The organism is Prosthecodimorpha hirschii (genome assembly GCF_001305515.1).
GTDB lineage: Bacteria > Pseudomonadota > Alphaproteobacteria > Rhizobiales > Ancalomicrobiaceae > Prosthecodimorpha > Prosthecodimorpha hirschii.
The window spans coordinates 3204668-3229137 of sequence record NZ_LJYW01000001.1; the positions used below are offsets into that span (position 1 = coordinate 3204668).

The 24470-nt window shown below is 67.9% G+C and carries 23 protein-coding genes; 22 read left to right on the plus strand and 1 reads right to left on the minus strand.

Annotation, left to right across the window (positions count from 1 at the left end; all coding sequences use genetic code 11):
• Positions 1-403 precede the first annotated feature (403 nt).
• From ABB55_RS14040 to ABB55_RS14060, 5 genes are read left to right on the plus strand one after another with little or no spacing between them, the layout of a single operon-like run.
• On the plus strand, positions 404-2392 hold the full coding sequence (locus ABB55_RS14040) for a phage terminase large subunit family protein (RefSeq protein ID WP_054359359.1): 1989 nt from the start codon (positions 404-406) through the stop codon (positions 2390-2392).
• A gap of 9 nt (positions 2393-2401) precedes the next feature.
• Entirely contained in the window at positions 2402-2614 is a 213-nt protein-coding gene (locus ABB55_RS14045; protein ID WP_054359360.1) for a phage head-tail joining protein, read from the plus strand.
• A complete protein-coding gene (locus tag ABB55_RS14050) occupies positions 2614-4167 on the plus strand; it encodes a phage portal protein (protein WP_054359361.1) in 1554 nt (517 codons plus the stop codon). Before ABB55_RS14045 ends, ABB55_RS14050 begins: the two co-directional genes overlap by 1 nt.
• Positions 4168-4175: 8 nt before the next feature.
• Positions 4176-6248 (plus strand): prohead protease/major capsid protein fusion protein, encoded by a 2073-nt coding sequence (locus tag ABB55_RS14055; protein WP_083463613.1) that lies wholly within the window; start codon positions 4176-4178, stop codon positions 6246-6248.
• Between the two features lie 40 nt (positions 6249-6288).
• Complete coding sequence (locus ABB55_RS14060; RefSeq protein WP_054359363.1) at positions 6289-6618, plus strand: DUF2190 family protein; 330 nt, start codon at positions 6289-6291, stop codon at positions 6616-6618.
• 44 nt (positions 6619-6662) lie between these two features.
• On the opposite strand, the gene ABB55_RS29775 is transcribed toward ABB55_RS14060, so the two are convergent.
• Positions 6663-7247 (minus strand): hypothetical protein, encoded by a 585-nt coding sequence (locus ABB55_RS29775; RefSeq protein WP_152982048.1) that lies wholly within the window; start codon positions 7245-7247, stop codon positions 6663-6665.
• A 237-nt stretch (positions 7248-7484) separates the two neighbouring features.
• Here ABB55_RS29775 and ABB55_RS29780 point away from each other — a divergent pair, with 237 nt between their 5' ends.
• The 17 genes from ABB55_RS29780 to ABB55_RS14145 all read left to right on the plus strand — a co-directional run bounded on the left by ABB55_RS29780 (position 7485) and on the right by ABB55_RS14145 (position 24469).
• Positions 7485-7898 (plus strand): hypothetical protein, encoded by a 414-nt coding sequence (locus ABB55_RS29780; protein WP_152982049.1) that lies wholly within the window; start codon positions 7485-7487, stop codon positions 7896-7898.
• Positions 7895-8743: a hypothetical protein gene (locus tag ABB55_RS14070; RefSeq protein WP_054359365.1), complete on the plus strand. Its 849-nt coding sequence runs from the start codon at positions 7895-7897 to the stop codon at positions 8741-8743. Before ABB55_RS29780 ends, ABB55_RS14070 begins: the two co-directional genes overlap by 4 nt.
• Complete coding sequence (locus ABB55_RS14075) at positions 8743-9312, plus strand: phage baseplate assembly protein V (RefSeq protein ID WP_083463614.1); 570 nt, start codon at positions 8743-8745, stop codon at positions 9310-9312. Before ABB55_RS14070 ends, ABB55_RS14075 begins: the two co-directional genes overlap by 1 nt.
• A gap of 7 nt (positions 9313-9319) precedes the next feature.
• On the plus strand, positions 9320-9820 hold the full coding sequence (locus tag ABB55_RS14080; RefSeq protein ID WP_152982050.1) for a hypothetical protein: 501 nt from the start codon (positions 9320-9322) through the stop codon (positions 9818-9820).
• Between the two features lie 9 nt (positions 9821-9829).
• Positions 9830-10738 carry a baseplate J/gp47 family protein gene (locus ABB55_RS14085; protein ID WP_054359367.1) on the plus strand — a complete coding sequence of 303 codons (909 nt, stop codon included), beginning with the start codon at positions 9830-9832 and terminating at the stop codon, positions 10736-10738.
• Positions 10731-12128: a phage tail protein I gene (locus ABB55_RS14090; protein WP_054359368.1), complete on the plus strand. Its 1398-nt coding sequence runs from the start codon at positions 10731-10733 to the stop codon at positions 12126-12128. The genes ABB55_RS14085 and ABB55_RS14090 overlap by 8 nt, the downstream gene beginning before the upstream one ends.
• A 19-nt stretch (positions 12129-12147) precedes the next feature.
• Positions 12148-14397 carry a hypothetical protein gene (locus ABB55_RS14095; protein WP_054359369.1) on the plus strand — a complete coding sequence of 750 codons (2250 nt, stop codon included), beginning with the start codon at positions 12148-12150 and terminating at the stop codon, positions 14395-14397.
• 110 nt (positions 14398-14507) lie between these two features.
• Complete coding sequence (locus ABB55_RS14100; RefSeq protein WP_054359370.1) at positions 14508-14717, plus strand: hypothetical protein; 210 nt, start codon at positions 14508-14510, stop codon at positions 14715-14717.
• A 1-nt stretch (position 14718) separates the two neighbouring features.
• Complete coding sequence (locus tag ABB55_RS30395) at positions 14719-17556, plus strand: glycine-rich domain-containing protein (RefSeq protein WP_054359371.1); 2838 nt, start codon at positions 14719-14721, stop codon at positions 17554-17556.
• A gap of 24 nt (positions 17557-17580) precedes the next feature.
• Positions 17581-18033, plus strand: coding sequence for a hypothetical protein (locus ABB55_RS14110; protein ID WP_054359372.1), 453 nt, complete (start codon positions 17581-17583; stop codon positions 18031-18033).
• Between the two features lie 82 nt (positions 18034-18115).
• Entirely contained in the window at positions 18116-19630 is a 1515-nt protein-coding gene (locus tag ABB55_RS14115; protein ID WP_054359373.1) for a phage tail sheath protein, read from the plus strand.
• A gap of 96 nt (positions 19631-19726) precedes the next feature.
• The gene (locus ABB55_RS14120) at positions 19727-20257 is read left to right on the plus strand and encodes a phage major tail tube protein (protein ID WP_054359374.1); all 531 of its coding nucleotides are present in this window, start codon (positions 19727-19729) and stop codon (positions 20255-20257) included.
• Entirely contained in the window at positions 20257-20745 is a 489-nt protein-coding gene (locus ABB55_RS14125) for a hypothetical protein (protein ID WP_054359375.1), read from the plus strand. Before ABB55_RS14120 ends, ABB55_RS14125 begins: the two co-directional genes overlap by 1 nt.
• Before the next feature lie 5 nt (positions 20746-20750).
• The gene (locus ABB55_RS14130) at positions 20751-22724 is read left to right on the plus strand and encodes a phage tail tape measure protein (protein WP_160321238.1); all 1974 of its coding nucleotides are present in this window, start codon (positions 20751-20753) and stop codon (positions 22722-22724) included.
• The gene (locus ABB55_RS14135; RefSeq protein WP_054359377.1) at positions 22724-23137 is read left to right on the plus strand and encodes a phage tail protein; all 414 of its coding nucleotides are present in this window, start codon (positions 22724-22726) and stop codon (positions 23135-23137) included. Before ABB55_RS14130 ends, ABB55_RS14135 begins: the two co-directional genes overlap by 1 nt.
• A 58-nt stretch (positions 23138-23195) precedes the next feature.
• Positions 23196-23417 carry a tail protein X gene (locus ABB55_RS14140; RefSeq protein WP_054359378.1) on the plus strand — a complete coding sequence of 74 codons (222 nt, stop codon included), beginning with the start codon at positions 23196-23198 and terminating at the stop codon, positions 23415-23417.
• Positions 23418-23428: 11 nt separating this feature from the next.
• Positions 23429-24469, plus strand: coding sequence for a phage late control D family protein (locus ABB55_RS14145; protein ID WP_054359379.1), 1041 nt, complete (start codon positions 23429-23431; stop codon positions 24467-24469).
• Position 24470: the final 1 nt, after the last annotated feature.

Consider the following 24470-nt stretch of genomic DNA (forward strand, 5'->3'; position numbering starts at 1 on the left):
AACCTTTTCCAGGCCCGCCTTGTGGCAGGCGGTGTCCGTTTACGGTTTCGCATGGTCTTGGGCGACTTGGGCATGGCATGCCTGACTCGACTCGCATGGTTCCATCTGAACCATGAATGTAATGAGCATCGGCAAGTACATCGATTGACCCACAGTTGTTATGGGATTCTAAGTATTAATATATAATAAGGATATTTGATGCGATTTAAATAAAATTTACATAAAAATTATCCATGACACTGATAACACTCTATATTTAATTGAGTATCCAATTGAACGGTGTTGATTTTCACAATTCAACGTTCTGATTGCGGCCCCCAAAACGGGTAATAAAAGGAACGCCGATGGATGCGTCGGACCGGCAGCACGGCACGTGCCGGAGCGCCATGGCCTCTCTATCTCTATGCTGACCGACCACGACTGGGCGCTGACGGTGCTCTGCGAGGAGAGTCGCCCGGACGCCGCGGTGACGGTCTCGGAATGGGCCGACGAGCATCGGGTCCTGAGCTCGAAGGCCTCGGCCGAGCCGGGGCTCTGGCGCACGGACCGAACGCCGTACCTGCGCGAGATCATGGACGCGCTGTCGAGCTACTCGACGGTCGAGACCGTGGTGGTGATGAAGGGCGCGCAGGTCGGCATGTCGGAGGCCGGGCTCAACTTCATCGGCTACGCCATCCACCATGCCCCCGGTCCGGCGCTCTATGTGATGCCGACGGTCGAGACCGTGAAGCGCATCTCCAAGACCCGGCTCGATCCGATGATCGAGGCGAGCCCGGTCCTGCAGGAGCGCATCCCGCCGGCCCGCTCGCGCGACGCCTCGAACACGATGTTCTCGAAGGAGTATCTCGGCGGCGTCCTGATCCTGACCGGCGCCAACTCGGCCTCTGCGCTTCGGTCCTCGCCGATCCGCTACCTGGTGCTCGACGAGGTCGACGCCTATCCGGCCAATGTCGACGACGAGGGCGATCCGGTCACGCTGGCGATCAAGCGCTCGGACACGTTCCTGCGGCGCAAGATCTTCATGCTGTCGACCCCGAGCGTGAAGGGGTTTTCGCGGATCGGCAAAGCGTTCCGGGAGGGCGACCGGCGCTGGTTCCACGTCGCATGTGACCAATGTGGGGAGCGCCAACCGATCGTCTGGTCGGGGATCCGCTGGCCGGACGGCGCGCCGGAGGCGGCGGTGTTCGCCTGTCGGTCCTGCGGTCACGAGCATGCCGAACACCGGAAGTCCGATCTGATTGCCGGCGGCGCCTGGGTGCCGACCGCCGAGCCGAAGCGGGCGGGGCTTCGCTCGTATCACCTGTCGAGCCTGTACTCGCCGTGGAAGTCCTGGGGCGACTGCGCGACGGAGTTCCGCGCCGCCTTCGGCGACGACAACCGCGCCGACCCGGCGCTGCTGCAGCCCTTCGTCAATACGGTGCTGGGCGAGGAGTGGGAGGACGCCTCCGGCGAGCGCGTCGATGCCGCGGGCCTGATGGAGGTCCGGGAAGACTACCTTCAGGTCGAGGGAGACCGCCTTCCGGTCCTCCCGGCCAAGGTCGCTTGCCTGATCGCCGGCGTCGACGTCCAGCCGGACCGCATCGAGCTCGAGGTGGTCGGTTGGGGCCGCGACGAGGAATCCTGGTCGATCGACTTCCGGGTCATTCCCGGCGATCCGTCGGCACCGGCGCTGTGGGACGAGCTCGATAGCGTCCTTCTGCAGCGCTGGCCGCATCTCGGCGCGCCGGACGGCATGGCGCTCTCGGCCGTATGCGTCGACACCGGCGGCCACAACACGATCGCGGCTTACGAGTTCGTCAAGCCGCGCCAGAAGCGGCGGGTCTGGGGCATCAAGGGCGCGAGCGACTATCGAGCCCCGATCTGGCCGAAGCGACCCGGCCGCACCAACAAGGGCAAGATCGATCTCTATTCGGTCGGCGTGCATGCGGCGAAGGACGTGATCACCAAGCGCCTGGCGCGGACCGGGCCGGAGTTCGCCGGTGCCGGCGCGTGCCACTTCCCGGCCGATCGCGACGCCGGCTATTTCGAGCAGCTGACCGCGGAGGTGAAGCGGACGAAGTTCATCCGCGGCTTTCCGGTGCCTTTCTTCTGGAAGCCCGATCATGCTCGCAACGAGGCGCTGGACTGCCGGGTCTATGCCTATGCGGCGCTGCACGGGCTCTTCGCCCTCGGCTTCAAGCTGAACGCCACCGCCGACCAGATCGCCCGCGCGGTGGCGGACGCGGAAGCGGCCGCCGGTCGGTCCCCACCGCCCCCCGCCGAGCCCGCGGCCGCAGAGGTCCGTCCGGATCTGCCCGCGGCCGCTCGCAACGCCAGCGCGCCGAAGCCGGTTCGACCCGACGGCTGGATCCGACCGGCCAGGGTCCGGCGCGGCGGCTGGCTCGATCGCTAGGAGGTAGCCGTGGCCACGATTGACGAAGAGATCGCGGCCTTGCGCGAGGCGATCGCCAGCGGCGCGCTCAAGGTTCGTTCGCGGGTCAACGGCGTCGAGAAGGAGGTCGCCTATGCCTCCTACGACGACCTGCGCAAGCGCCTCGACTTTCTGCGCGGGCTCCAAGCCGGCGGCGTCCGCCGCAAGGCGATTCTCGCTGCCGTCCATTCCGGCCGGTCCTGATGCCGGCGACCTGGCTCGACCGCGTCATCGGCTTCGTTGCGCCGGCGGCCGGGCGGCGGCGCCTGCGCGAGCGTCACGCCTTCGAGGCGATGCTCCGCACCTATGCCGGGGCCGACATTGGCCGGCGCTCGGCCGGCTGGAACCCGCGTGGCACGTCCGCCAATGCCGAACTGGCGCTCGCGCTGCCGAGCTTGCGGGACCGCATGCGCGATCTCGTGCGCAACAATCCGCACGCCGCCAAGGCGGTCTCGACCATCGTGGTCCACGCTGTCGGCTCCGGCATCATGCCGCGCGCCAAGTCCGGCAACAAACGCCTCGACCGCAAGGTCGACGCCCTGTTCGATGCCTGGACCAAGGTCTGCCATTCCAAGGGCCGGCTCGACTTCTACGGTCTGCAAACCCTGGTCTGTCGCGAGTTCATCGAAGCCGGCGAGGTCCTGGTCCGCCGCCGGTCGCGGCGGCTCTCCGACGGGCTGCCGGTGCCGTTGCAGCTGCAGGTCATCGAGGCCGACCACCTCGACAGCGCCAAGGATGGCGACCTCGGCAACGGGGTCAACGCCGTCCAAGGCGTCGAGCAGGACACTTTTGAGCGCCCGACCGGCTATTGGCTCTTCTCGGTTCATCCGGGCGCGATGCGGCCGGTCTCGACGCTGCCGAAGGGCGGGCGCTCGTCACGCGTGCCCGCCGACGATATCGCCCATGTCTTCGAGCTCCGCCGCGACCAGGATCGTGGTGAGCCTTGGGGCGTCGCCGCGATGGCGCCCTTGAAGGACCTCGGCACCTACGAGGAGGCCGAGGTCATGAGGAAGCAGATCGAGGCCTGCACGGTCGGGGTCGTGACCGGCGAGGATCCAGAGCCTCGCCTCGGCGGCACCGTCGGCGCGGACGAGGAGCGCCAGTTCGGCATCTTCGACGGATCCGGCTTCCGGGTCGAACGCTTCGAGCCCGGCATGTTCCTGAACCTGCATGGCGGGCAGGACATCAAGTTCCATTCGCCGGTCGCGACCGGGTCCTTCGAGGCCTACAAGCGCGTCTCACTCCAGGCGATCGCGGCCGGCTTCCGGGTGCCCTATGAGCTGATCTCCGGCGACCTCGCCCATGTCTCCTACATCTCCGGCCGGCTCGGCATGCAGGAGTTCTACCGCCTGATGGAGCAGGTGCAGTGGCAGATCCTGATCCCGATGTTCTGCGAGCGGGTCTGGGCCTGGTTCTGCGGGGCGGCCTACGACGCCGGCCTGATCCCGACCGCGACGGTCGCGGTCGAGTGGTCGCCGCCGCGCATGCCCGCGGTCGATCCGTTCAAACAGGCCATGGCCGATCTCCTCGACATGCGTGCCGGCACTCGCTCGCATGCCGAGATCGTGCACGAGCGCGGCCGGAACCCCGACGATGTGCTGGCCGAGATCGTAGCCTTCAACGCCGCGGTCGATGCGGCCGGCATCGTGCTCGACAGCGATCCGCGCAAGGTCGCGAAGTCCGGCGTCCTGCAGGTGAGCGAGGCGCAAAGCGCCGCGCCCGAGCAAGCGGTCGGATCCGGTCAGCCCAAGACCTGAGGAACACCATGCATGATGAGTTGGAGCGTGCGATGCCGGCGGGTGTCGCCGGCGACACCATGCTCGGCCGCGAGCAGCGGCTGGCGCCGACACAGGTCGCGGCGGCACGGATTGCACTGGTCGAGAGTGTCCGGCTGAAGCCGGGCAGCTTCGATGCCGAGGCCCGGACCTTCGAGGCGGTCTTCACCACCGCCGCGCCCGTTCGGCGCTGGTTCGGCAATGAGATCCTCGCGATCACACCGGACGCGATCGACCTCGCCCGCCTGGAGACCGGCCAGGTCCGCTTTCTCGACCACCACCGCTCCAACGATCGCCGCGCCGTGCTCGGCATCGTCGAGCGCGCCTGGATCGAAGGCGACAGCCTCGTTGGGGTGATCCGCCTGGCCGAGACCCCGGAGGCCAACGAGGCCGCGGGCCAGATCGAGCGCGGCGAACTGACCGGCATCTCGGTCGGCTACCGCGTCGACAGATGGCAGATCACGGCCGTCGACGAGACTACCGGCCGCGAAGACTGGACCGCCACACGCTGGGCCCTGCTCGAGGTCTCGCTCGTCTCCGTCCAGGCCGACGCCAATGCCTTCGTGCGATCGGCTTCGCCTCTGCCTGCGACGGGTGCCGCTCCCAGCACCCCTCCTCGTTCTTCCGCCGCCCCGGCACCACCCAAGGAGACCTCGATGGATCCCGAGACCATCGCCGACGGACCGCGCGGCGACACCCCGACGGCCGATCCCACCGCCGAGACGAATGTACGCTCGCAGGAAGCCGCCGTCCGCGCCGCGACCGAGGCCGCCGTCCGCGCCGAGCGCGAGCGTGTGGCCGCCATCACCGCGCTCGCGAGCCGCCACGCCCTGCCGAGCTTCGGCGCCGACCATGTTGCGGCCGGCACGACAATCGATGCCTTCCGGACCGCTCTTCTCGATCGGCTCTTCGACGCGGAAGCGACGACGGCGATCCGCTCGACCGTCCGCATCGGCCTGGACGAAACCGAGACCCGCCGGGCCGCCGCGATCGACTATCTGTTCGCTCGCGGTCTCGGCTCCCGCGAAGCCACCCTCTCGGACGCCGCCCGCCAGTTCCTCGGTCTCACCACGCTGGGCATGGCGGCCGAGTGCCTGGAATGGCGCGGCGAATCCACCCGGCGCATGAAGGCCGACGACATCGCGCGCCGCGCCATGACCAGTTCGGACTTCCCCTTCCTGCTCTCGGCCGTCGTCAACAAGGAGCTCCGCGCGGCCTATGACGTAGCCCCGCAGACCTTTCGTCCCTTCACCCGACAGATCACGCTGCCCGACTTCAAGCTCGCCCATATCCTGCGCAAGGGGCTCGCCCCGCAGCTGAAGCGGCTCGGCGAGCATGGCGAGTACCGCCAGGGAGTCGTTGCCGAGAGCGAGGAGACGATCGGGCTGCAGACCTACGGCATCATCGTCGCCATGACGCGCCAGATGATCATCAACGACGACCTCGGCGCTTTCCGGTCGATCCCGGCCGAGTTCGGGCAGTCGGCCGCCACGCTCGAATCCGACCTCGTCTGGGGGAAGCTCCTGGCGAACCCGGTCCTTAAGTCGGACGGAACCACCCTCTTCCACGCAACCCACGGCAATCTCGCCAACCCGGCCGCCGCCCTCTCGGCCGAGGCGATCAACAAGGGCCGCTCCGCCATGGGGCTGCAGACCGATCTCGACAAGAAGACCGTCCTGAACCTCACGCCCCGCTTCCTCCTGATCCCGCCCGAACTGGAGTTCACCGCGGCCCAGATCCTGACGCCGATCAACGCCCAGCAGACCGCCAACGTCGTGCCGGAGTTCATTCGCTCGCTGACCCCGATCGTGGAATCCCGCCTCTCGCTCGGCATCAAGAAGGCCGACGACCTTGGGATCAACGTCAACGGCTCGGCCACCCAGTGGCTTCTCGCCAGCGACCGTGTCGACACGGTCGTCTACGCCACCATGACCGGTCAGTCGGGACCTTATGTGGAATCCGAGATGGGCTTCGATGTCGACGGCATGAAGATCAAGTGCCGGCACGACTTTGCGGCCGAGGCCGCCGACTTCCGCGGGCTCTACAGGAACGCCGGCGCGTGATCCCGCACCCCTTCACGCCCAACGCCCGAGGAGCCCTCTCATGAAGAACTTCGTCCAGCGGGGTGAGATCATCACCCTTGCGGCGCCCTACGACGTCGCCGCCGGCGCCGGCCTCCTGGTCGGCGCCATCTTCGGCGTGGCGACCAGCCCGGCGCTCTCCGGAGCAACCGTCGAGGCGGCCGCCTGCGGCGTGTTCGAACTCGCCAAGACCAGCGCGCAGGCTTGGACGGTCGGCGCCAAGGTTTATTGGGACGATGCCGCCAAGGTCTGCACGACCGTCAATACCTCCAACACCCTGATCGGCGTCGCCGTCGCGGCGGCCGCCAATCCGTCGGCGACCGGCCTCGTTCGCCTGAACGGATCATTTTGACGATGTCGCTTCCGTACTTGGGGTCAGCATCGAGTCTTTTGCCCTTAGCCGCCAGCACCCCAGACTCGCTTTTGGGTCGGAACCGGGTCACCAGCGCAAGGATCCTCGATGACCTCTCCTTCGCGCCAGTCCGAAACACAGGTTCGTGTTCCGTCTTCCCCTATTGAGTAGAGGACCGGCGGCGGTGGATTCAGGCGCAGGAGCTCCTCGCGTACAATGCCTTCATCAATTTGAAAAAATCGATCTCTTTCGTACTCGCTGCCAAAGCCATGGTGGACATAGCGAAGCAATTCGCCCTCTGAGCACCGCACGAAGTCGGTCACCCATTGAGCGAAGATCGGGCCGTCAGACTTCGGGAATACGCGCTTAAGCCCCACACTCCGCCAGTCCATGACGAAGTCTTCATCTTGGTCGGAACTCTTCATCAAGAACTCTAAGTCGACCAGGAAGAGACGTTTTCCTACGATTTCCCAGGTGGCGATATAGCCGCGCCAACAAGATGTCGAATAGAAGTCGCCGCAGGGTCGCTTCCGTTTTGGCCATCGCCTCAGAACCGGCCAGAGCAATGTATCGGCGACATCGAGCAATTCACCTCGATGAATGAGTTTGTCTGGTATCTGGGCTGTCATCAGAGTCTCCTCGAATTTCATGCCCAATATTATCAAAATGGCCCTTGAACATCAAAGTTGGGCACGATCCAGCATATTGAAATAAATCATGAATCAAGAATTTTTTCTATGCTCGTTCAAGGAGCCAGTGGTGCTTTCCGGCAACAAATGGCTAGCGTGCCAAGGCGGCTTACGATCGCAATTTGAACTGGTCCTCCAACGGTTAATTCATGCGCTGCACAGGGCAGGTTGGCGTTGATGACTATTCGCGTCCTCCTTGATCGACTCGCCGGGCGGGCGGTCGAGCGCGCCTTCGGCGAGGCGGTGCTTGTCCTCCCGATGAAGGTTACCCGCAATGCCACAGCGACCGCGGATCCCGATCGCGCTTCAGCGACGATCCGTGCCGTGATCTCAATCGCACCGGAGGATCGGGCGCTCTTCGCTGATCGCAAAGGCGGCGCTAATACCCTCGGTCCCACGCGGTTGCTGCTCGCCGGCACCTGGGCGACGGTGACCGCGGCCGAGATCGGCAGGCTCGGCTACCTGCCGATCCAGGGCGACATGATTGTGCTGACCGATCGGCCGGGCCCGGCCCGCTACCGTGTCACCCAGGTCGACCTTGACGATCTCGGCGCGGTCACGCTGCAGCTGACGAAGGAGGCCGCGCCTTGAGCCTCGCTGCCCTCGCCATCCGCGCCTGCACCTTTCTGGCGCTGCGCGGTGCGACCTGGGCCGGCGACTGCGTCTACGAGTCGAAGCTCGAGCCGATCGACGTGATCATCCAGGCCGAGACGCAGCCGTTCATCACCATCGCGGTCGACGAGGCCTCCGGTGAGCCGAAGGGCCGGGGTGCGTCGCTGCTCGCGGCTGTCGATCGGCTTCTTCTCGTTGTCGAAATCGCTGTCGGGGTCCGAGCGCTCGCCGAGGACGGGTCCACCGTCGTCGGCGTGCCGCCAACCGACCGAGGTCTCGAATGGACCATGGACATCCTATCCCGGCAGGTCATGCGGGCACTGTCGTCCGACCCGACCTGGGGCGACCTCTGGCGGCGCTTTCGCATGGAACTCAATGGCGTCCGCCTCTTACGCGGCGGTGCGGTCGACGGCGAGCGCTATGCCGCCCGGCAGATCATCTTCGACATCCATCCGGTCTCCGATCCGGATGTCGGATCGATCCCGACCGGAGACAGCGTCTGGGGCCAGTTCATCGCGGCACTGAGAGCCCTCGATGCTGAGGAGCCGGAAGTGGCCGAGTACAGGGCCCTCGCCGATCTGATCGAGGCGGAGATCACCAAGCCGCAAGGCTTCGGATCCTGGCAGGTCGCCGCAGCGCGGCTCGGTCTCGCCCGGCATAGCGCCGAAGCCCTGGGCATAACACCGCATGTCCTCGTCATGCCGGACGCCGAGGCGGCGTTCACCGGCACGGTCGAACTACTCCAAGGCGGCGGCGCTGCCGATGCGATCGACGAGGAACGCGCTCGTGAGCTCGCACCCGCGGACTGGATTGAGGCGGACTGATGGACTGGCTCGAAGCCGTGCAGCGGATCCAGGCGCTCGAACGGCGCGTCGCCGGCATGGTGCGGCACGGCTCGGTGAAAGAGGTCGACACGGCGAAGGGGCTCGCTCGCCTGACCATCGCGCCGGACGGCGACCAGGAGTTCCTCTCGCCCTGGATCCCGTATGGCCAGATCGCTGGGCCCTCGACGGGTATGAAGGTCCACGCGCCGCCGGTGGTCGGGCAGAACATGACGCTGGTCTCGCCCTCCGGCGACCTCCGCCAGTCCGTCGCGTTGCCAATGACCTGGTCGGATCAGGCACAGTCGCCCGGACAGGGCCCCGACCCCACTGCCACCTACGGCGATTTCAGGATCGAGATCCTGCCCGGCGAGATGAAGATCACGGTCCCGAAGGCGACCATCGTCGCCGGCGGCTCGACCTTCGAGCTGACCGGCGAAGGCCTCAAGCTCACTACCGACAAGGTGCAGATCGATGGCTCCTCGGTGAAGCACAACGCCAAGGAGATCGGCGACACCCACCGCCACATCGATTCGATGCCCGGTCCCGACCGAACCGGCGTGCCGGAGTGAATGCGCCATGCCGACCGTCGACCGCGACGCTCTGCGCGCCAGGCTCCGAGCCTCCGGCCGTCACTCTGAGGCAGCAGGCGTCGCCGCTATCCCTCCACCGCCGCTCACCGGCAACGAGCCGACCGGCATGGATGCCGTAACCGGCCGACTGATCACCGGCTGGCCTTGGGTCGTGCAGTCGGCGACGCGTGTCCTGACCACCGCCTACTTCGAAGAGGTGATGCGGCCACACGTCGGCTCGAATGCCCGGCAGCTCTTCGGGGAACTCGCCAACCTGCGAACCGCGCAGCGCTTCCGTTGGGCGGTGGGCGTCGCGCTGCTCATGTTCGTGCCGAACCTGCGGCCATCAGCGATCCAGCAACTTTCCACCGACCGCACCGGCTCGACCGGCTGGATCGCCGAGGGCGACTACCTGCCGCGCGCCCATCGTGGCGACCTGACCTCCGCCGGCCGCCGCAGCCTCGATCTCGTGCCGACGGTCCGTGGCGGCCCGGCCATCACTGGGTAGGGACAGTCAATGACACGGTTCCTGTCGACCCGCCTGGACCTGTCACGGCTTCAGGCGATCCGGCCGGCCGTGCTGCTCGACATCGACTTCGAGGCCTTGTTGGTCGAGCGTCTAGCGCGATTGCAGGAGGAACTGCCGGCGGTCGACGTGCTGGGCCTGGAGACGGACCCGCTCGTACGTCTGCAGCGGGTCGACACCTACCGCGAGATGCTCGACCGGCATCGCCTGAATGAGGGCTTTCGGGCGCTGCTGCCGGCCTTCGCGCGCGGGACCGATCTCGACCACATTGCGCTCCGCGCCGGGATCGTGCGGCAGGAATTCGCCCCGGCGACAGCATCATCCCCGGCCGTCCTGGAGGCGGACGACGTGTTGCGGCTCCGATACTTCGCGGCCTTCGGCGCGCCGGCCGCAGGATCGGAGGACGCCTATGTGTTCGCCGCGCTGACGGCCTGGCCGGGTGCCTGGGACGTGCGCTGCGTCGGTCCGGACGAGCATGGCCAGCCCGGCAGCGTCGACGTGGTGCTGACCGCTCCCGATGGCCAGCCGATTGCGACCGAGACCCTGGCGGCTGTCTCGGCCGCGCTCAACGCCAAGACGGTTCGACCGCTGACCGATCAGGTCTCGGTCCTGGCGGCCACCCTCGAACCTTACGCGGTTGCGCTCACCGCCGAGATCCTGCCTGGACCCGATCCGGCTGCGGTTCGCACCGATATTGTCGCCCGGCTCGGCACGATCACTGCGGAGCGTTATCGCGCCGGCGGGGAGGTCCCGCTCGCCGCGCTGGCAACGGCGGGTTATGCGGCTGGTGCGGTGATGGTGTCGGTCATGAGCCCGGTCACTTCGATCGCCCGCAGCCCTTATGCAGCCCCTTGGTGCACCAGCGTCGCCGTGACCGTCGTGGAACGACTGCATGGCTGAGGGCGCGTCGTTTGCCGGGCGCCATACCGGCTTCGACCTGCTGCCGCCGAGCGCGACAGCCGTGGAACGTGCGCTATCACTCGTCTCGGCCGGGGCCCGCGATGCCATTCCGTGGGACGATCTTGCTGCCTGCTTCGACCCCGCGCGCTGCGCGGAACGGCTGCTGCCCTGGCTCGCGACCGTATATTCCGTCGATCTCTGGATCGAGACCTGGCCCGTGACCCGCAACCGCGAGGTCATCGCCCGCGCCATCGAACTGCACCGGCTGAAGGGCACGCTCGGCGGCATTGAGGCCTATCTCGGGCTGGTCGATGCCCACATCGTCGCGGTCCGCACCCCGCCTGACCTCTTCTTTCTCGACGAGGAGGACGGGTTTGGCCGCGCCGCCTGGCTCTCGCGACTGCCGGAGATCCAGATCCGGCATTGGATGCGCAGAGGCTCGGCCGACCAGGCCGGCGCCTTGGATGATCCCGCCGAGGGCATCGCCGACGGCGAGGTCTCGATGGGGCCGCTGGAGGTCTTCCTCGACGACGACGAGCCGGATGTGACGATCGGCGCTCTGTTCTGCCTCGAAGCCGAGGATCAGCCACTCACCGGCGCCGAAGCCGTCCTGATCATGGAGGGCCGAGAGACCCGGCTTGCGATCGAGCCGCTCGGCGAGGACGGGCCGCGCATTGGCATCATCGCCGATGTCGAGCGGCTGCATGTCCCGCAGCCGTCCGACCCGTACTGGTTCCTGGCGCTCGACGATGCCGTTGGCGATCCCGATCCCGGCTTCATCGGCGACGAGGACGGTTGCGCCTTTGTGCTCACCACGGATCGGGCCTACGCCGTCCTGATCCGCCGCGGCCGGCAGACGTTCGCCGACTTCGCCGGCCCGACCGTGATCGGCCGCGATGTCGTCGATGTCGATCCGGTTCGGCTCTATCCCGAGAGCCCCGCCCCGGCGACTTGGTTCCTGGACGAATGCGCCGGTGATGTGATCGACGGCCTCGGGTCGGCCGAACCGCTCGGCTATCTCGCCGACGAGGCTGAAGTCCTAACCGCATACGTCGACAGCTGGCGCCTCGTCGATCCGGATGTCCCGGAGACCCACGGACCGGCCTTCTCGTTCCTCGGTGTCGACCGTCTCGGCATGCCGCCGTTTGAGGCTGAGCTCACCGTCGACCGCTTGGAGCCGTCGCATCCGCTCGGGCTTTTCCTCGGCGACGTGCCGGGCGACGACGATGCGCTGGGCTACCTGATCGAGGACGAGTTCGCAGCACTCGCCGAGATCTGCGCCGCCATCGACACCGCAAAGAGCCGACGCGACCGTATCCTGATCGACGGCAACCATCGCAGCCGCAAAAGCCTGCGCGAGATGACCGCGCTGCGCGAGCTCTTCGCCTGACCGCAAGGACTTGATCCCGATGGAACAGCGCATCCCCTTCCAGCAGCGGCAGGGCGTGCCGCCGGTCGATCTGAACGCCCTGCAGGAGGCCGTGCGTGTCTCCGTCGATGCCGTCGTCGCCAACCTGCTGGTCCGCGCGGTCTACTACAAGGGCCTCGCGGTCACGAAGGTCTCGGCCAACGAGGCGCAGGTCGGCACAGGCCGCTTCTTCACGGCCGGCCAAGCCTACCGGCTCGATACGGCCCTGTCTTTGAACCTTGCCCCGCACCTGCCGGCCGGTGCCAACCGCAAGATCATCGCCATCGTGGCGAGCGGTGCGGAGGTGACGACCGAGAGCGACCCGCGCCGCTTCCTGACCGACGCCACCACCCGTGCCTCGGTCGCCAACACGGTCGCGACCCGCGTCACCCGCAAAGTGCAGATCGGCATCGTCGAGGGCGCCGAGAGCCTCGCACCGCTGCCCCCGACGGTCGCAGTCGACTATGCCCTCTTGGCGCTCATCACCCTGTCGTCGACCGGTATCGTCGACGCCCCCGTCCAGCAAACCTCCCAGATTGCCCCGAACCTGCAGGATGCGGTCGCGGCCATCACGGTGCTGCAGGCGCAGCAGGCTCTGCAGGCCGGCCTCATCGCGACGCTGCGCACCGATCTCGCCGGTCTCGCCCGCACCGTCTCGGGCCTTGCCGGTCAGAGCGATGTCGACCGGATCGAGCAGGCCCTGCTCATCATCCGCGAGAAGTTGGAGATCCCCGACGACGCCTCGGCCTGGGGCTATGACAGTTTTGCCACCGAGGACGAAAGCGACACCACCCACGGCGCCTACAATGCGCGGGTCGCGGCCGGCCTGCACCTGCCCGCGCCCGCTCCAACGTCCCAGATCATGACCCTGCTCAATCCGGTCGACAGCCGCGTCAAGGTCGGCGCCAACGGCGTCATGCTGCCGGCCTGGACCGAGATGACGCGGCTGGAGGTCGCCAGCGAGAAGCAGAAGCTCGCGCTCGCCACCTATCCGGTGGTGACCCGGACCCAGACGAAGCAGACCCAGTCGATCGCGTTCAAGTGGTGGAAGACCCGCCACGGCGGCCTCGCCGACACCATCGCCAAGACCCAAGGTATGGTCCGCCTGCTCGACCCGGCGACCGATACCTGGTTCGAGATCGACATCCGCCGCTACCGCTGGCGCAAGCTCAAGAACACCCAGTGGGGTCTCTGGATCACGATCGAGGATTTTGACGGCTATTGGGACCATGGCGAGACGACCACCTCCGTCTCCGGCGCCACCATCGCCCAAACCGTCCTCAACGCCCAGGCCGGCTGGCTGACCGCGGTCGGCATCAACATCGCCGAACTCGCCACCAGCGGCGACCTGCGTGTGAGCTTAAGCGGCTGTCGCGAGGACGGCACACCGGACCTCACCCGGACGCTGGAGACCGTGACGGTCGCCTATGCGGCTCTGACGCTCGGCTGGAACCGGATCGTGCTGCCGCCGGCCCATCTGGCCCGAGGTGTCCGCTATGCCGTCGTGCTGCAATCGGCGGGGGCCCACAAGGTCTGGGCGTCGGACGTGAACGAACTCACCAACGGCACGGCCTTCACGGCGACCGACGATGTCTACTGGTCGGGCATTCTGGCCGCCGACCTCAATCTGCGCCTCGTCTTCGCGACCTTCCCCCAGCAGTTGACCATCGTGGAACTGACCTCGATCGCCCGGGCGGGCGGCATCGACGCGATGGACTTCACCGCCACCGCCATCTGGCCCGACGCGGTCGACTTCGACGTGCAGGCGCAGATCGCCGGCGTCTGGCGCTCCATCGGAGCCGAGGATGCTGCCCTCTTCGCCGGCAGTCCGAACCTCGTGCCCCTGCGCATGCTTTGGAACGCCACCAAGGACGATGCGGTCGGCATCGTGCTCGCCAAGAGCAGGGTCACGGCCACCAAGGCCGCGCTGTTCGGCGTCCACATCTCGACCGCCAGAACCCTTGCCGCCGGCACCACGCCGGCCGTGACGGTCCGCCAGGTCCTCGACGGCTACGACGATGCCCAGCACGGTCACGCCGTCAAGCTCCTGCACGGGGCCGGCTATGGCACGACCAAGACCGCCGCGGCGCAGAGCTTCACGACACGCTCGGACGGCCGCATCGACTATGTCGCGAGCTTCGATTTTTCCGCGGGCGAGATCGCCAGCTACAAGATCCGCACCGAGATGACGATCAGCGATCCGGCGGTCGAGTACCGCGTCGCTGAGCGGTGGGATCACGCCGCGGCCTGATCCCCGCTGATCGTTTTCACACAAGGTGCTGATGGCGGCGCTTCAGCCAAGCGGGTCTCCGGTTAGGAGAAGCCCGACCGTCACCATATCGCGGTACTGGAGATATCCTCATGGCCCGCAGGTCCACTACGACGGCGCCGGCTGCGGCGCCGGCGGCAGCGTCCCCGCGCTTCGATCCGCAAGCGCACTATCGCGTCCGCTTTGCCGAGCCGGTCCGGGTCGGCGCTCTGACGATCCGCGCCGGCGCGCCGGCCATCGTGCTGGGCTCCGCTCTCGAGCGCCATCCGGACGACGCCATCCTGGCGGCGGAGCGGCTCTGACATGGCCGATCGCTGGTCTCAGTATCGTGCCGCGATCGACGGGGCGGCGCGCGGCGACGGGCTGTCGCCGGAGGACCTGCTCACCTTCCTGGCCCGCGACCTGAACGATCGCCTGACCGACCAGGAAGGCCGGGTTCTCAGCCTGGAGGCGATCAAGGCGACCATCCTGGAGACGGTGCTTGCCTACAATCAGGTGAAGCTCACCGATGCCTTCGATCGTCTGCGCGTCCTGACCGATGTCGGCCTTCTGTTCGAGGCCACGTCGACCACGGTTGCCGAGGTGGCAATCGGAACCCTGACCCTGGTCGTCGCCGAGGCCGACCGTGCTCGCTTTACGCCCGCAGGCTTCGTCGGCGTGATGAAGACCGGTGACCCCTCGATCTTCATGGCCGGCCAGCGGGTCGCCTACGATCGCGCCGCGGGCCTCATGACGATTGAGGTCGATCGCCTGACCGGCTCCGGCACCCATGCCGACTGGACCATCATCGCCGTCTCGGGCACCGACTATGCGGCGGCGGCCCAGGAGGCGGCCGGATCGGCGGCAGCCGCGGAGGTCACGCGAGCCGAGGCGGAGGCGGCCCGCGACGAGGCGCAGGGCCATGCCGACAATGCCTCGATCGCGCGCGCAGGTGCGGAAGCCGCTCGATCGGATGCTGAGGCTGCGGCGACAGGTGCCGCGTCATCCGAAGCGATTGCCGACGCGCATCTGGCGGCCCTGCTCGACCTCGCCCAGCATGTCCTGCCACCGGGGTCGGCAAACCCCACGACGAAGCCGAATGGCGCTCCGGTCGAGGAAGGCGACTTCTACTGGAACACATCCGCCAAGGAGCTGCGCCGGTTCGACGGATTGGCCTGGGGCGTCGCCTATGTGCCCGCGACCTCGGCGGTCTCATCCTTCAACGGCCGCACCGGTGGCGTGGCGCCCGCCGACGGCGACTATGCCGGATCCCAGGTCGTCGTCAGTCCGAGCATTCTCGGTCAGACCCGCGTTCAGGCTGTCCTGGCGGCCATGGCCGCAGCGGTGGCCGCCAAGCTCGACACCGCTGTCCTGTCGGGCTTCATGCTCGGCCTTCTCGACGATGCGGACGCAGCCGCAGCGCGCACGACGCTCGGGGCTGCGGCGACGAGCCACGAGCACGCCTGGACGACGCTGACCTCGGGCGTGCCGGGCACGATCGCGGCGCTGGCTGGCGGCACGGCCGCAGCCGACAGGGTCTGGTACTACACCGGGCCGGCCTCCGGCGCCTTCATGACCGTCTCGGCCTTCGCGCGCACGATCCTCGACGATGCCGATGGAGCAGCGATTCTCACCACCATCGGCGCCGCCGCTGCCGGCCACGGCCATGCCCATGCGGTCCCCGGCGGCGCCTCGGGCTTCCTGTCGGGGACCGACAAGACCAAGCTCGACGGCATCGAGGTCGGCGCCAACGCCTACACGCATCCGACCGGCGACGGCGCGCGGCATGTACCCGCCAATGGGACGACGAATGCCGGCAAGGTTCTGAAGGCGTCCGGTACCGCCGGGGCCTACAGCTGGGACTGGGTCATCTGGTCGGAGTTGACCGGTGTCCCGGCCGCCCTGTCCGCCATCGGAACTCTGACCGCAGCGGCCGATCGTCTGGCCTATTACGATGGCGCGAGCACAGCGGCCTTGACGCCGCTGACCGCTTTCGGCCGCAGTCTAATCGACGACGTGGACGCGGCCACGGCCCGCACGACGCTCGGGGCGGCCGCGTCCTCCCATGCCCATGCCGACGCCACGGCCGCCACCGCCGGTTTCCTTTCCACGGCCGACAAGACCAAGCTCGACGGCATTGCCGCCAACGCGAACGCCTATTTGCATCCGAGCGGCGATGGCAATCGCCACGTCCCGGCGACTGGCACGACCAACAGCGGCAAGGTCCTGAAGGCCGGCGCCACCGCCGCATCCGAGGCCTGGGGCGATGTCGCCTGGACCGAGGTCACGTCGAAGCCCACCATCATCCAGGCGATCGCTGGCCTGACCCCGGCGGCCGACCGCCTGGCCTATCTGACCGGGATCGGAGCCGGTTCGGCCGCGCTGACGCCGTTCACGGCTTTCGCGCGCAGCCTCCTTGATGACGGCGACGCCGCCACAGCACGCACCACCCTCGGCATCAGTTCAGCCCTCGACGTCCAGCTTTTCACCACGAGCGGCACCTGGACCAAGCCGTCAGGCAAGTCCGACGATACGCCCGTCCTTGCGCGTGGCTGGGGTGGTGGCGGGTCCGGCGCGCGCTCGAGCGGCACCGCCCAGGATCGCAGCGGCGGGGGTGGCGGCGCCTTCAACTGGGTCTGGCTTCGCCTCGGCGATCTCCCCGCTACCGTGCCGGTCACGATCGCGGCCGGCGGAGGCCCGAGAACCAGCAACCAGGCCGGCCAGGCCGGCGGCGACAGCACCTTCGGGACCTTCCTCACCTGCCACGGCGGCGCCGGCGGCACGCAGACCGGCTCGAACTCTCCCGGGGGCGGCGGTGGTGGCGTCCGCGGGGCTGCGTCCGGTGCCACGGGCGGCCTCGGCACTGGGGCTTCCGGCGATACCCTGTTCGGTGGTGCCACCGGCGCCTCCGGCCATGGCGCCGCCTCGCACTTCGGCGGCGGCGCCGGGGCCGGCGCCGAGAACGACCGCAATGGCGGCAACAGCGAATGGGGCGGCGCCGGCGGCTCCGCCCGCTCCGGCCTCGGTGGGGTCTCGAAGTTCGGCGGCAATGGCGGCTCGTCCACCGCGAAGGACGGTATCGCCCCGGGCGGCGGTGGCGCCGGCGACAGCACGACCTCCGGAGCCGGTGCCCGGGGCGAGATCCACGTCATCGTGTTCTGAAGCCTGTTGCGAGGAGGCCGGCCCATGCCACGCTACCACGTCGTCGAAGCCGGCCGGGTCGTGAACACGATCCTGGCCGACGGCCCGAACAGCCTGCCGGGCGCCTTGCTCGTGCTGGACAACGGCACGGCCGAGATCGGCTGGGTCTATGACGATGGGGTGTTTTCGCCACCGTCTCCAACGCCCGGTCCCGTCCCTGCGGTCGTCTCAGATCGGCAGTTTTTCCACGCTCTCGCGATCTCCAGCCTCATCACTGAGGCCGAGGCTCTCGCGGCGGTGCGCACCGGCGACATTCCTACCGCCCTGCAGGTCGTCATCGACGCGCTTCCAGAGCCCGAGCGCTTTCCGGCCACCATGCTGGTCAGCGGTGCCGTTGAGTTCCGCCGCGATCACCTGCTGGTCGAGGCCGTCCGGCTTGCCCGCGGCATGACGGTGTCCGAGGTCGACGACCTGTTTCGTCTCGCCGGCGGCCTGTAGCGCGGCACCGTGTCCGAATCCCAGCCTTCCTCGCCCGCCCGGTTTAGCCGCGGCGGGCTGCTTGTTTCGGAGAGATACCCCCATGTCCGTGACCGTCGGCCTGTCCATCCAACGCGAGGCCAACGAGCCGGCGCCGCCATCCTATGCCGTTATGTCGGTCGCAGGCCTGATCGGTCCGTTCGAGAAAGCAGCAGCCACGTCGACCGAGGCCTTCGCAGCTCGCTTTCCGCTCGACACCTGCGTCCGCTTCCAATCGACCGATGCCACCGCACGCATGATCGATCCCGACGGCGACATGGGCCGGGCCATCGGCCTGATCAATGCTCAACTCGGCCGCACCCAGACCGGGGCCCAGATCATCGTCGTGCGCACGGCCGAGGGGGACGATGACGATGCAACCATCGCCGGCATCGTCGGCAATGCCGCCGCCCGGTCCGGGATCCATGCCTTCAAGCGCGGCGGACCGGATGTCGGCGCCTACCCGCGCCTGATCCACATTCCGGGCGGCTGGGCCAGCCGGACTCAAGTCGGCGTCACCGGCTATGTCGTGACTGCGGCGGGTGCCGGCTATGATACGGTGCCGACGGCATCGCTGCCCGTTGGGGCCGGAGCCGGTACAGGCTTTGCCGCAACTGTCACGCTGACCGCTGGCGCCGTCACCGGTCTTACCATCACGGATCCTGGTGAGGGCTTCATGCCCGGCACCTATCCGCTCACGCTGACCGGCGGCACGCCCGAGACCCCGGCTGTCGTCACCGTCACTGTTGCGCGCATGGCCAACCCGATCGTCGCCGCCCTGCCGGCCGTGCTCAACGCATTCCTTGGCATCGCCTACATCCAGGCGCCCGGCATCTCCGAGCAGGGTGACCTCGACTTCCGCGAACTCCATGCCTCCGAGCGCATCGGCATCGTCACGCCCGGCGTTCTGGTCACGAACACGGCGGGCGACGTGGTCGCGACCGATCAGGCCGCAATCCAGATCGGCCTGCACATTCGCCGCGACTTCCAGGCCGACGGCCGGCCGTTCAACCCGATCCTGAACCAGCCCGTCACCGGCATCGTCGCGCCGACTCGCGCCATCGAGTTCTCCTGGCTCGACGACAGCGTCGAGGCCCAACAGCTTCTCGCCCGCCAGATCGGCCCGCTCGTGCGCGGTGAAGCCGGCGACGACTTCGCCGCCGCCGAGGGGGGCTTCGTCTCCTTCGCGTTCGAGACCATCGGCTCCGAGCCGATCTGGAGCCAGATGCATAAGGTGCGCGGGCGCGACTTCATCGAGCTCACCGTGATCCGCACCTTCCGCAGCTATTTTGGCCGCTTCCGGCTGACCCGCCAGACGATCGAGACCATCGTCGACACGGTCGAGGACGTGCTCCGCATCGCGGAAGCCCGCGGTGAGATCCTCGGCTATGCCTGCCGCTTCGATCCGAACCTCAACAACCCCTCGGACCTCAGGACCGGTCACATCTTCATCGAGGCCAAGTTCGAGGAGGCGCCCGTGTTCCGGAAGGCCACCCTGCTGTCGCGGCCCTACGTCCAGGCCATCGACGACCTCATCGCGGCCCTCTCCGGGCAGGCCGGCGTCCTGGTCGAGGGGTGATCATGATTCGTATTATATTTGTTCCAAAAATTCGCAACCTTGAATTTATTTCAATCACGATTCGTTCAGAATTGGGATTGTTTGGAGATATCCCAAATGTCTGATGTCCTTCTTCTGGAGACCGCCAATGTCTTCATCGGCAAGCACGACCCATCGAAGTCCAAGCATCTGGTCGTCCAGAACGCGACCCTTCCGGGCGTCGACTTCGTCACCGTCGAGCATCAGGCCGGTGGCGCGCCGATGGGCGTCAAGTGGAACATGGGCTCGATCAAGCCGCTCGAGCCGAAGTTCAAGCTCGCCGGCTTCGACCGCGAGGCCTATCGCGCCGCGGCCATCGGCTCCGGCCGCGTCGAGACCATCACCATGCGCGGCTCGATCCGGCGGAAGTCCGACGGCGCCGAACTGGAATGCGTCGCCAAGTTCCGCGGCTCGCTCGGCACCATGACGCCGGACGAGTTCGGGCCGTCGAAGGAGATGGGTCACGACCACATGCTCGCCGACGTGACCTACTACCGGCTCGTGATCGGCGGCGAGGAATGGTTCCTGGTCGACTTCTTCCGCGCCGTCGTCCGCCGCTTCGGTATCGACGAGTGGGCGACGCGCCGACAGTATCTGGGGCTGGCGTGATGGTGCTCCATCCCGCCCCGCGGCATGAGCCGACCTACGACACGACAGCGCCGCGTATCAGCGTGGCTCTCGCCTACCCACTCCGGCTCGGCCGTCGCCGCATTGCGCACATTGACCTGGTACCGCCGACACTCGACGATCTGGAGGCCTTGCGCGGTCTCGACGGCGTCGGCCCGCGCGAGATCCTGGCGGCGATGTCGGACCTCGACCAAGACCAAGTCGGCCTCCTCCGCTGGCCCGATGTGGAGGCAGCGTTGGAAGCCGCCAGGGCCCTCCTGCCGCCCGATTTCCTGCCGGTCCCCAACAGTGCTCCGCTGATCGCAACCGACCCGGAAGCTAGTGTGGCCTCCGTGGCGTCGGAAGCAGCTCCGCGCATTCCCGCCAGCCCGACCGATCTCGACGACGACGAGACCGTTCTGCCCACGGCCCGCGCCGACCGCCTCGTCGACCTCGTCGGCGTCTCCATGGAGGGCATCGAGCATGGATGACCGGCATGGGTGACATCCGCTCCACCCTGACCATGCAGCTCCTGAACCAGGTCAGCGGCCCGGCCGCCCGCATGCGACGGGACTTGCATGAGCTCGACGCGACGGCCCGCAAGGCCCAGGGCCGCCGAACGCTCGGTGGTGGACCTGGGAGTGGGATTGGAAGCGGGTCTGGCGCAGGCCTCGTCGCCGGTGTCGGCGCTGCCGGCACCGTCCTGGCTGGGAGCAGCCGGATGCTGGCCGGCGCCATTGGGGGCTATGCGGCCGGCTCTACCGCTTTTGACGGCTATCGCCGCTTTGCCGACTTCGAGCGTCGCCTGACCCGCGTCGGCCTCACCGCAGACGCAACCGCCGGCATGATCGCGCGGGCACGACCGCAGCTGAAGGCGACAGCACGCGAGGTCGGTCTGACCCAGTCCGAGGTCCTGGGCGGCGTTGAGGCGCTGGTCGCCGCCGGCCGCTCGCTGCCCGACGCCATGGCGTTCCTGCCGTCCGTCGCTCGCACCGCCCAGGCCGCCGGGGCCGAGATCGTCGATATCGCCAACTCGGCCGATGCGCTTGGGACCTCGCTGAAGATCCCCGCCAAGTCGATGCAGCAGGCCTTCGACATTCTTGTGGCCGGCGGCAAGGCCGGCAAGTTCGAGCTGAAGGACATGGCCCGCTATCTGCCGAGCCTCGCCCCGGCCGCCGCCGCCATCGGAATGTCGGGCACCGAGGGCCTGCGCAAGATGGTTGCCATGCTGCAGGTGATCCGCGCGCAGACCGGCTCGGCCGAGGAGGCCGCGGCGTCGGCCAACAACATCTTCGCCAAGATGGAATCGGAGGAGACCGCGAAGAAGTTCTCCAAGATGGGTGTCGATCTGCGCAAGGAGATGACCAAGGCTCGCCAGGAGGGCCGCGACCTCCTGGAGGTGTTCCTGGATCTCTCGACCCGCGCCTTGAAGGGTGACCTCTCGAAGCTGCCGCAGCTCTTCCAGGATATGGAGTTCGCCCGTGGCATGCGGGCCCTCCTGGCGCAGCGCGGCGAACTCCAGCGGCTCGGGCATGCGCTGCGCTCCGTGGACGGCACGACGCTGAAGGATCTCGGCCAGGTCTCCGGCGATGCGGCCGCCGGGCTGAAGCGGCTGACGGATGCCTGGGACACGGCGCTGCGCTCGCTCGGCCGGCTCGCCGACAGCGCCGGCGTCTCAAGCCTGCTCTCCGGCCTCGGCAGCGCGGCCGAGAGCGCGGCGACGAGCTTCGACCATCTCGGCCGCTCGATCGGCGCGCTGGGCGAGGGCCGCATCCGCGACGGCGTGCGGGACCTCGCCAAGGCGGTCGAAGATCCACTGCGCTTTCTCGGCGGCGAGCGTGGCGGTGTGCTCGGCGCCGTCCAGGACCGGATCGACGCTCGAATGGACAACGAGGTCGCCACCAAAGAGGCGCGGCTGAAGCAGATGATCGGCGTCTTCGAGACGACGGCCAAGCGGATCGACGAGAAGTACCGTGGCCGGACGATACCGGCCGAGATCGCCCGCATGCGGGAGCAGGCGGTCGCCGACATGATGGCGCTCCAGGCCGAGATCGCCCGACTGAAGTCGATGCGGCAGTCCACCGAGATCGGCGGCCGTCTCCCCGGTCTCCAGCCTTATGGTTCGCTCGACGATGCTGGTCCGCTCGACATCCCGAAGCCGCCGGCCCCGCCGACCGACCGGCTGCCGATCCGCAAGCCGACGCCTGAGCAGCGTCGAGCTCCTTGGTCGGGTACCGTCTTGCCGACGATGCCCGTCGCGCCGCTCGACGATCCGACGCGGGGTCTGCCGGAGACGATCCGGCAGAATGGCGAGGCGGCGGTCGCCGAAGCCAAGGCCATCGCGGCTCGCATCCAGGCCGCCTTCGATGCCGTCCATCCGGTGATCCGTCCGCGCGTGGAGGCACCCTCGGGCTTCAATGGCGGCTTCGCGCCGCCTGGCAACTATGGTGACGATGGCGGGCGGCGCTGATGCTGATGTCGATCGGCCCCTTCGCGTTCGACCTTGTCGTCAATGCCGACACCCTCGGTGAGGAGGCGACCGAGGATTTTGCCCGCAAGGACATCATCGGCAGCCGCAAGCCGTTCGAGCATGTCGGCGCCGGCGACGACCGCTTCACGATCCGCGGGGCGCTGTTCCCCGATCATCTCGGCGGCGGCGAGGCGGTGCGCAGTCTCGTTGCCCTGATGCGCACCGGCATGCCCCAGCTCCTGCTGCGCGGCGACGGCCGGCTTCTCGGTTGGGTCGTCATGACCAATATCCGCGCCGAGGCCACCCATCTCGACGGCCGGGGCCGGCCCGGACAGGTCACCTTCGAGATCGAATGCATGGCCTGCGACCAGCCGAGTGCGGCCGGGCACCTAGCGGCGCTGCTGTCGCTCTGAGGTCTGTCTCGCCAAGACGGGCCAGCTCTCTGAAGCAAGACCCGCCGGAGGCAGCACCATGCCGGTCGTCACGGTCCGCGCCCGCGGGATCACGCTCGAGCGGCTGGTGTTCAAGGTCGCAGGCGGCTTGGTGCCGGGTCTGGTGGAGCGAACCCTGGAGGCCAATCCCGATCTGGCGCAGGCGAGCGACGAACTCGTCGTCGGTACCCGCATCGTCATCCCTGAGGTCGGCGAGCTCGAGCGGGCGCGCACGATTCCACCCCTGCGGCTGGTCGACTGACGGAGGCCTCAATGGCAAACCTCGCCTGGTCGCGCGCCCGCTACGCAATCACGCTCGGTGGCGTCTCGGTCGACGACCGGATCGCCCCCTATCTGATGCGGGTCGAGGTCGTCCTCAACGAGGAGGCCGATGCCGACACGGCCACGATCCTGCTCTCCGACACAATCCCCGGCACCGTGCCGCCCATGCCGGCCTTCGCACTGCCTCCGAAGGGCACGCCCGTCACCATCGCGCTCGGCGCCGAGCCTCGCGGTGTGACCCTGGTCTTCACCGGCTTCGTCGAGACCGCCCGTTCGCGGGGCGACCGCGGCGGCGGCCGGTCGATCGAGATCCGCTGCACGTCTCTCGACACGACCTCCGACGCCAAGAGCCCGAAGACCCGTCACAAGGACGGGGCCAGCCTGAAGGACGCGGCCGCAGACTTCGGCACGGCCGGCGGCCTGACAATCGAGGTTCACGCGAGCCTCGGTTCGATCACGCGGCCCTATTGGGCCATGGATGGCGAGAGCGCCATCGGCTGGGGCCGACGCGTTGCGCGCGAGGTCGGCGGCCTCTTCAAGGTGGTCGGCACCCAGGGCGTCATCGTTCCCAAAGGCGCCGGTCTTTCCGCCAGCGGCCAGGCCCTGTCGCCGTTCTCCGTCACCTACGGCGTCAACGTCATCTCCTGGGACCTCGCCCCCGATGCCGGCCGCCCGCCCTTCGCCGAGGTCAATGGCCGCTGGTACGACCCGGCTCAGGCCAAGTGGCTGGAAAAGACCATCACGGTCACCGGCGGGACGGGCTCGACCCGGCAGAGCATTCGTCATTCTCGCGCCGACGAGGGCGAGGCCGGTGACGCGGCCATGGCCGAGGGCAAGGACCAGGAACACGAGAAGGGCGGCGGAACGGTCGAGATCGACGGCTTGGCCAGTGCGCAGGCCGGGGCTCCCGTAGTCGTCAGCGGCCTGCATCCCGATATCGACCGCACCTACACCGCCAAGTCCGTCACCCACGCCCTCGACCGCGCCCGCGGCTTCGTCACGCGGATCGAACTCGCCCGCCCGCAGGGCTGAC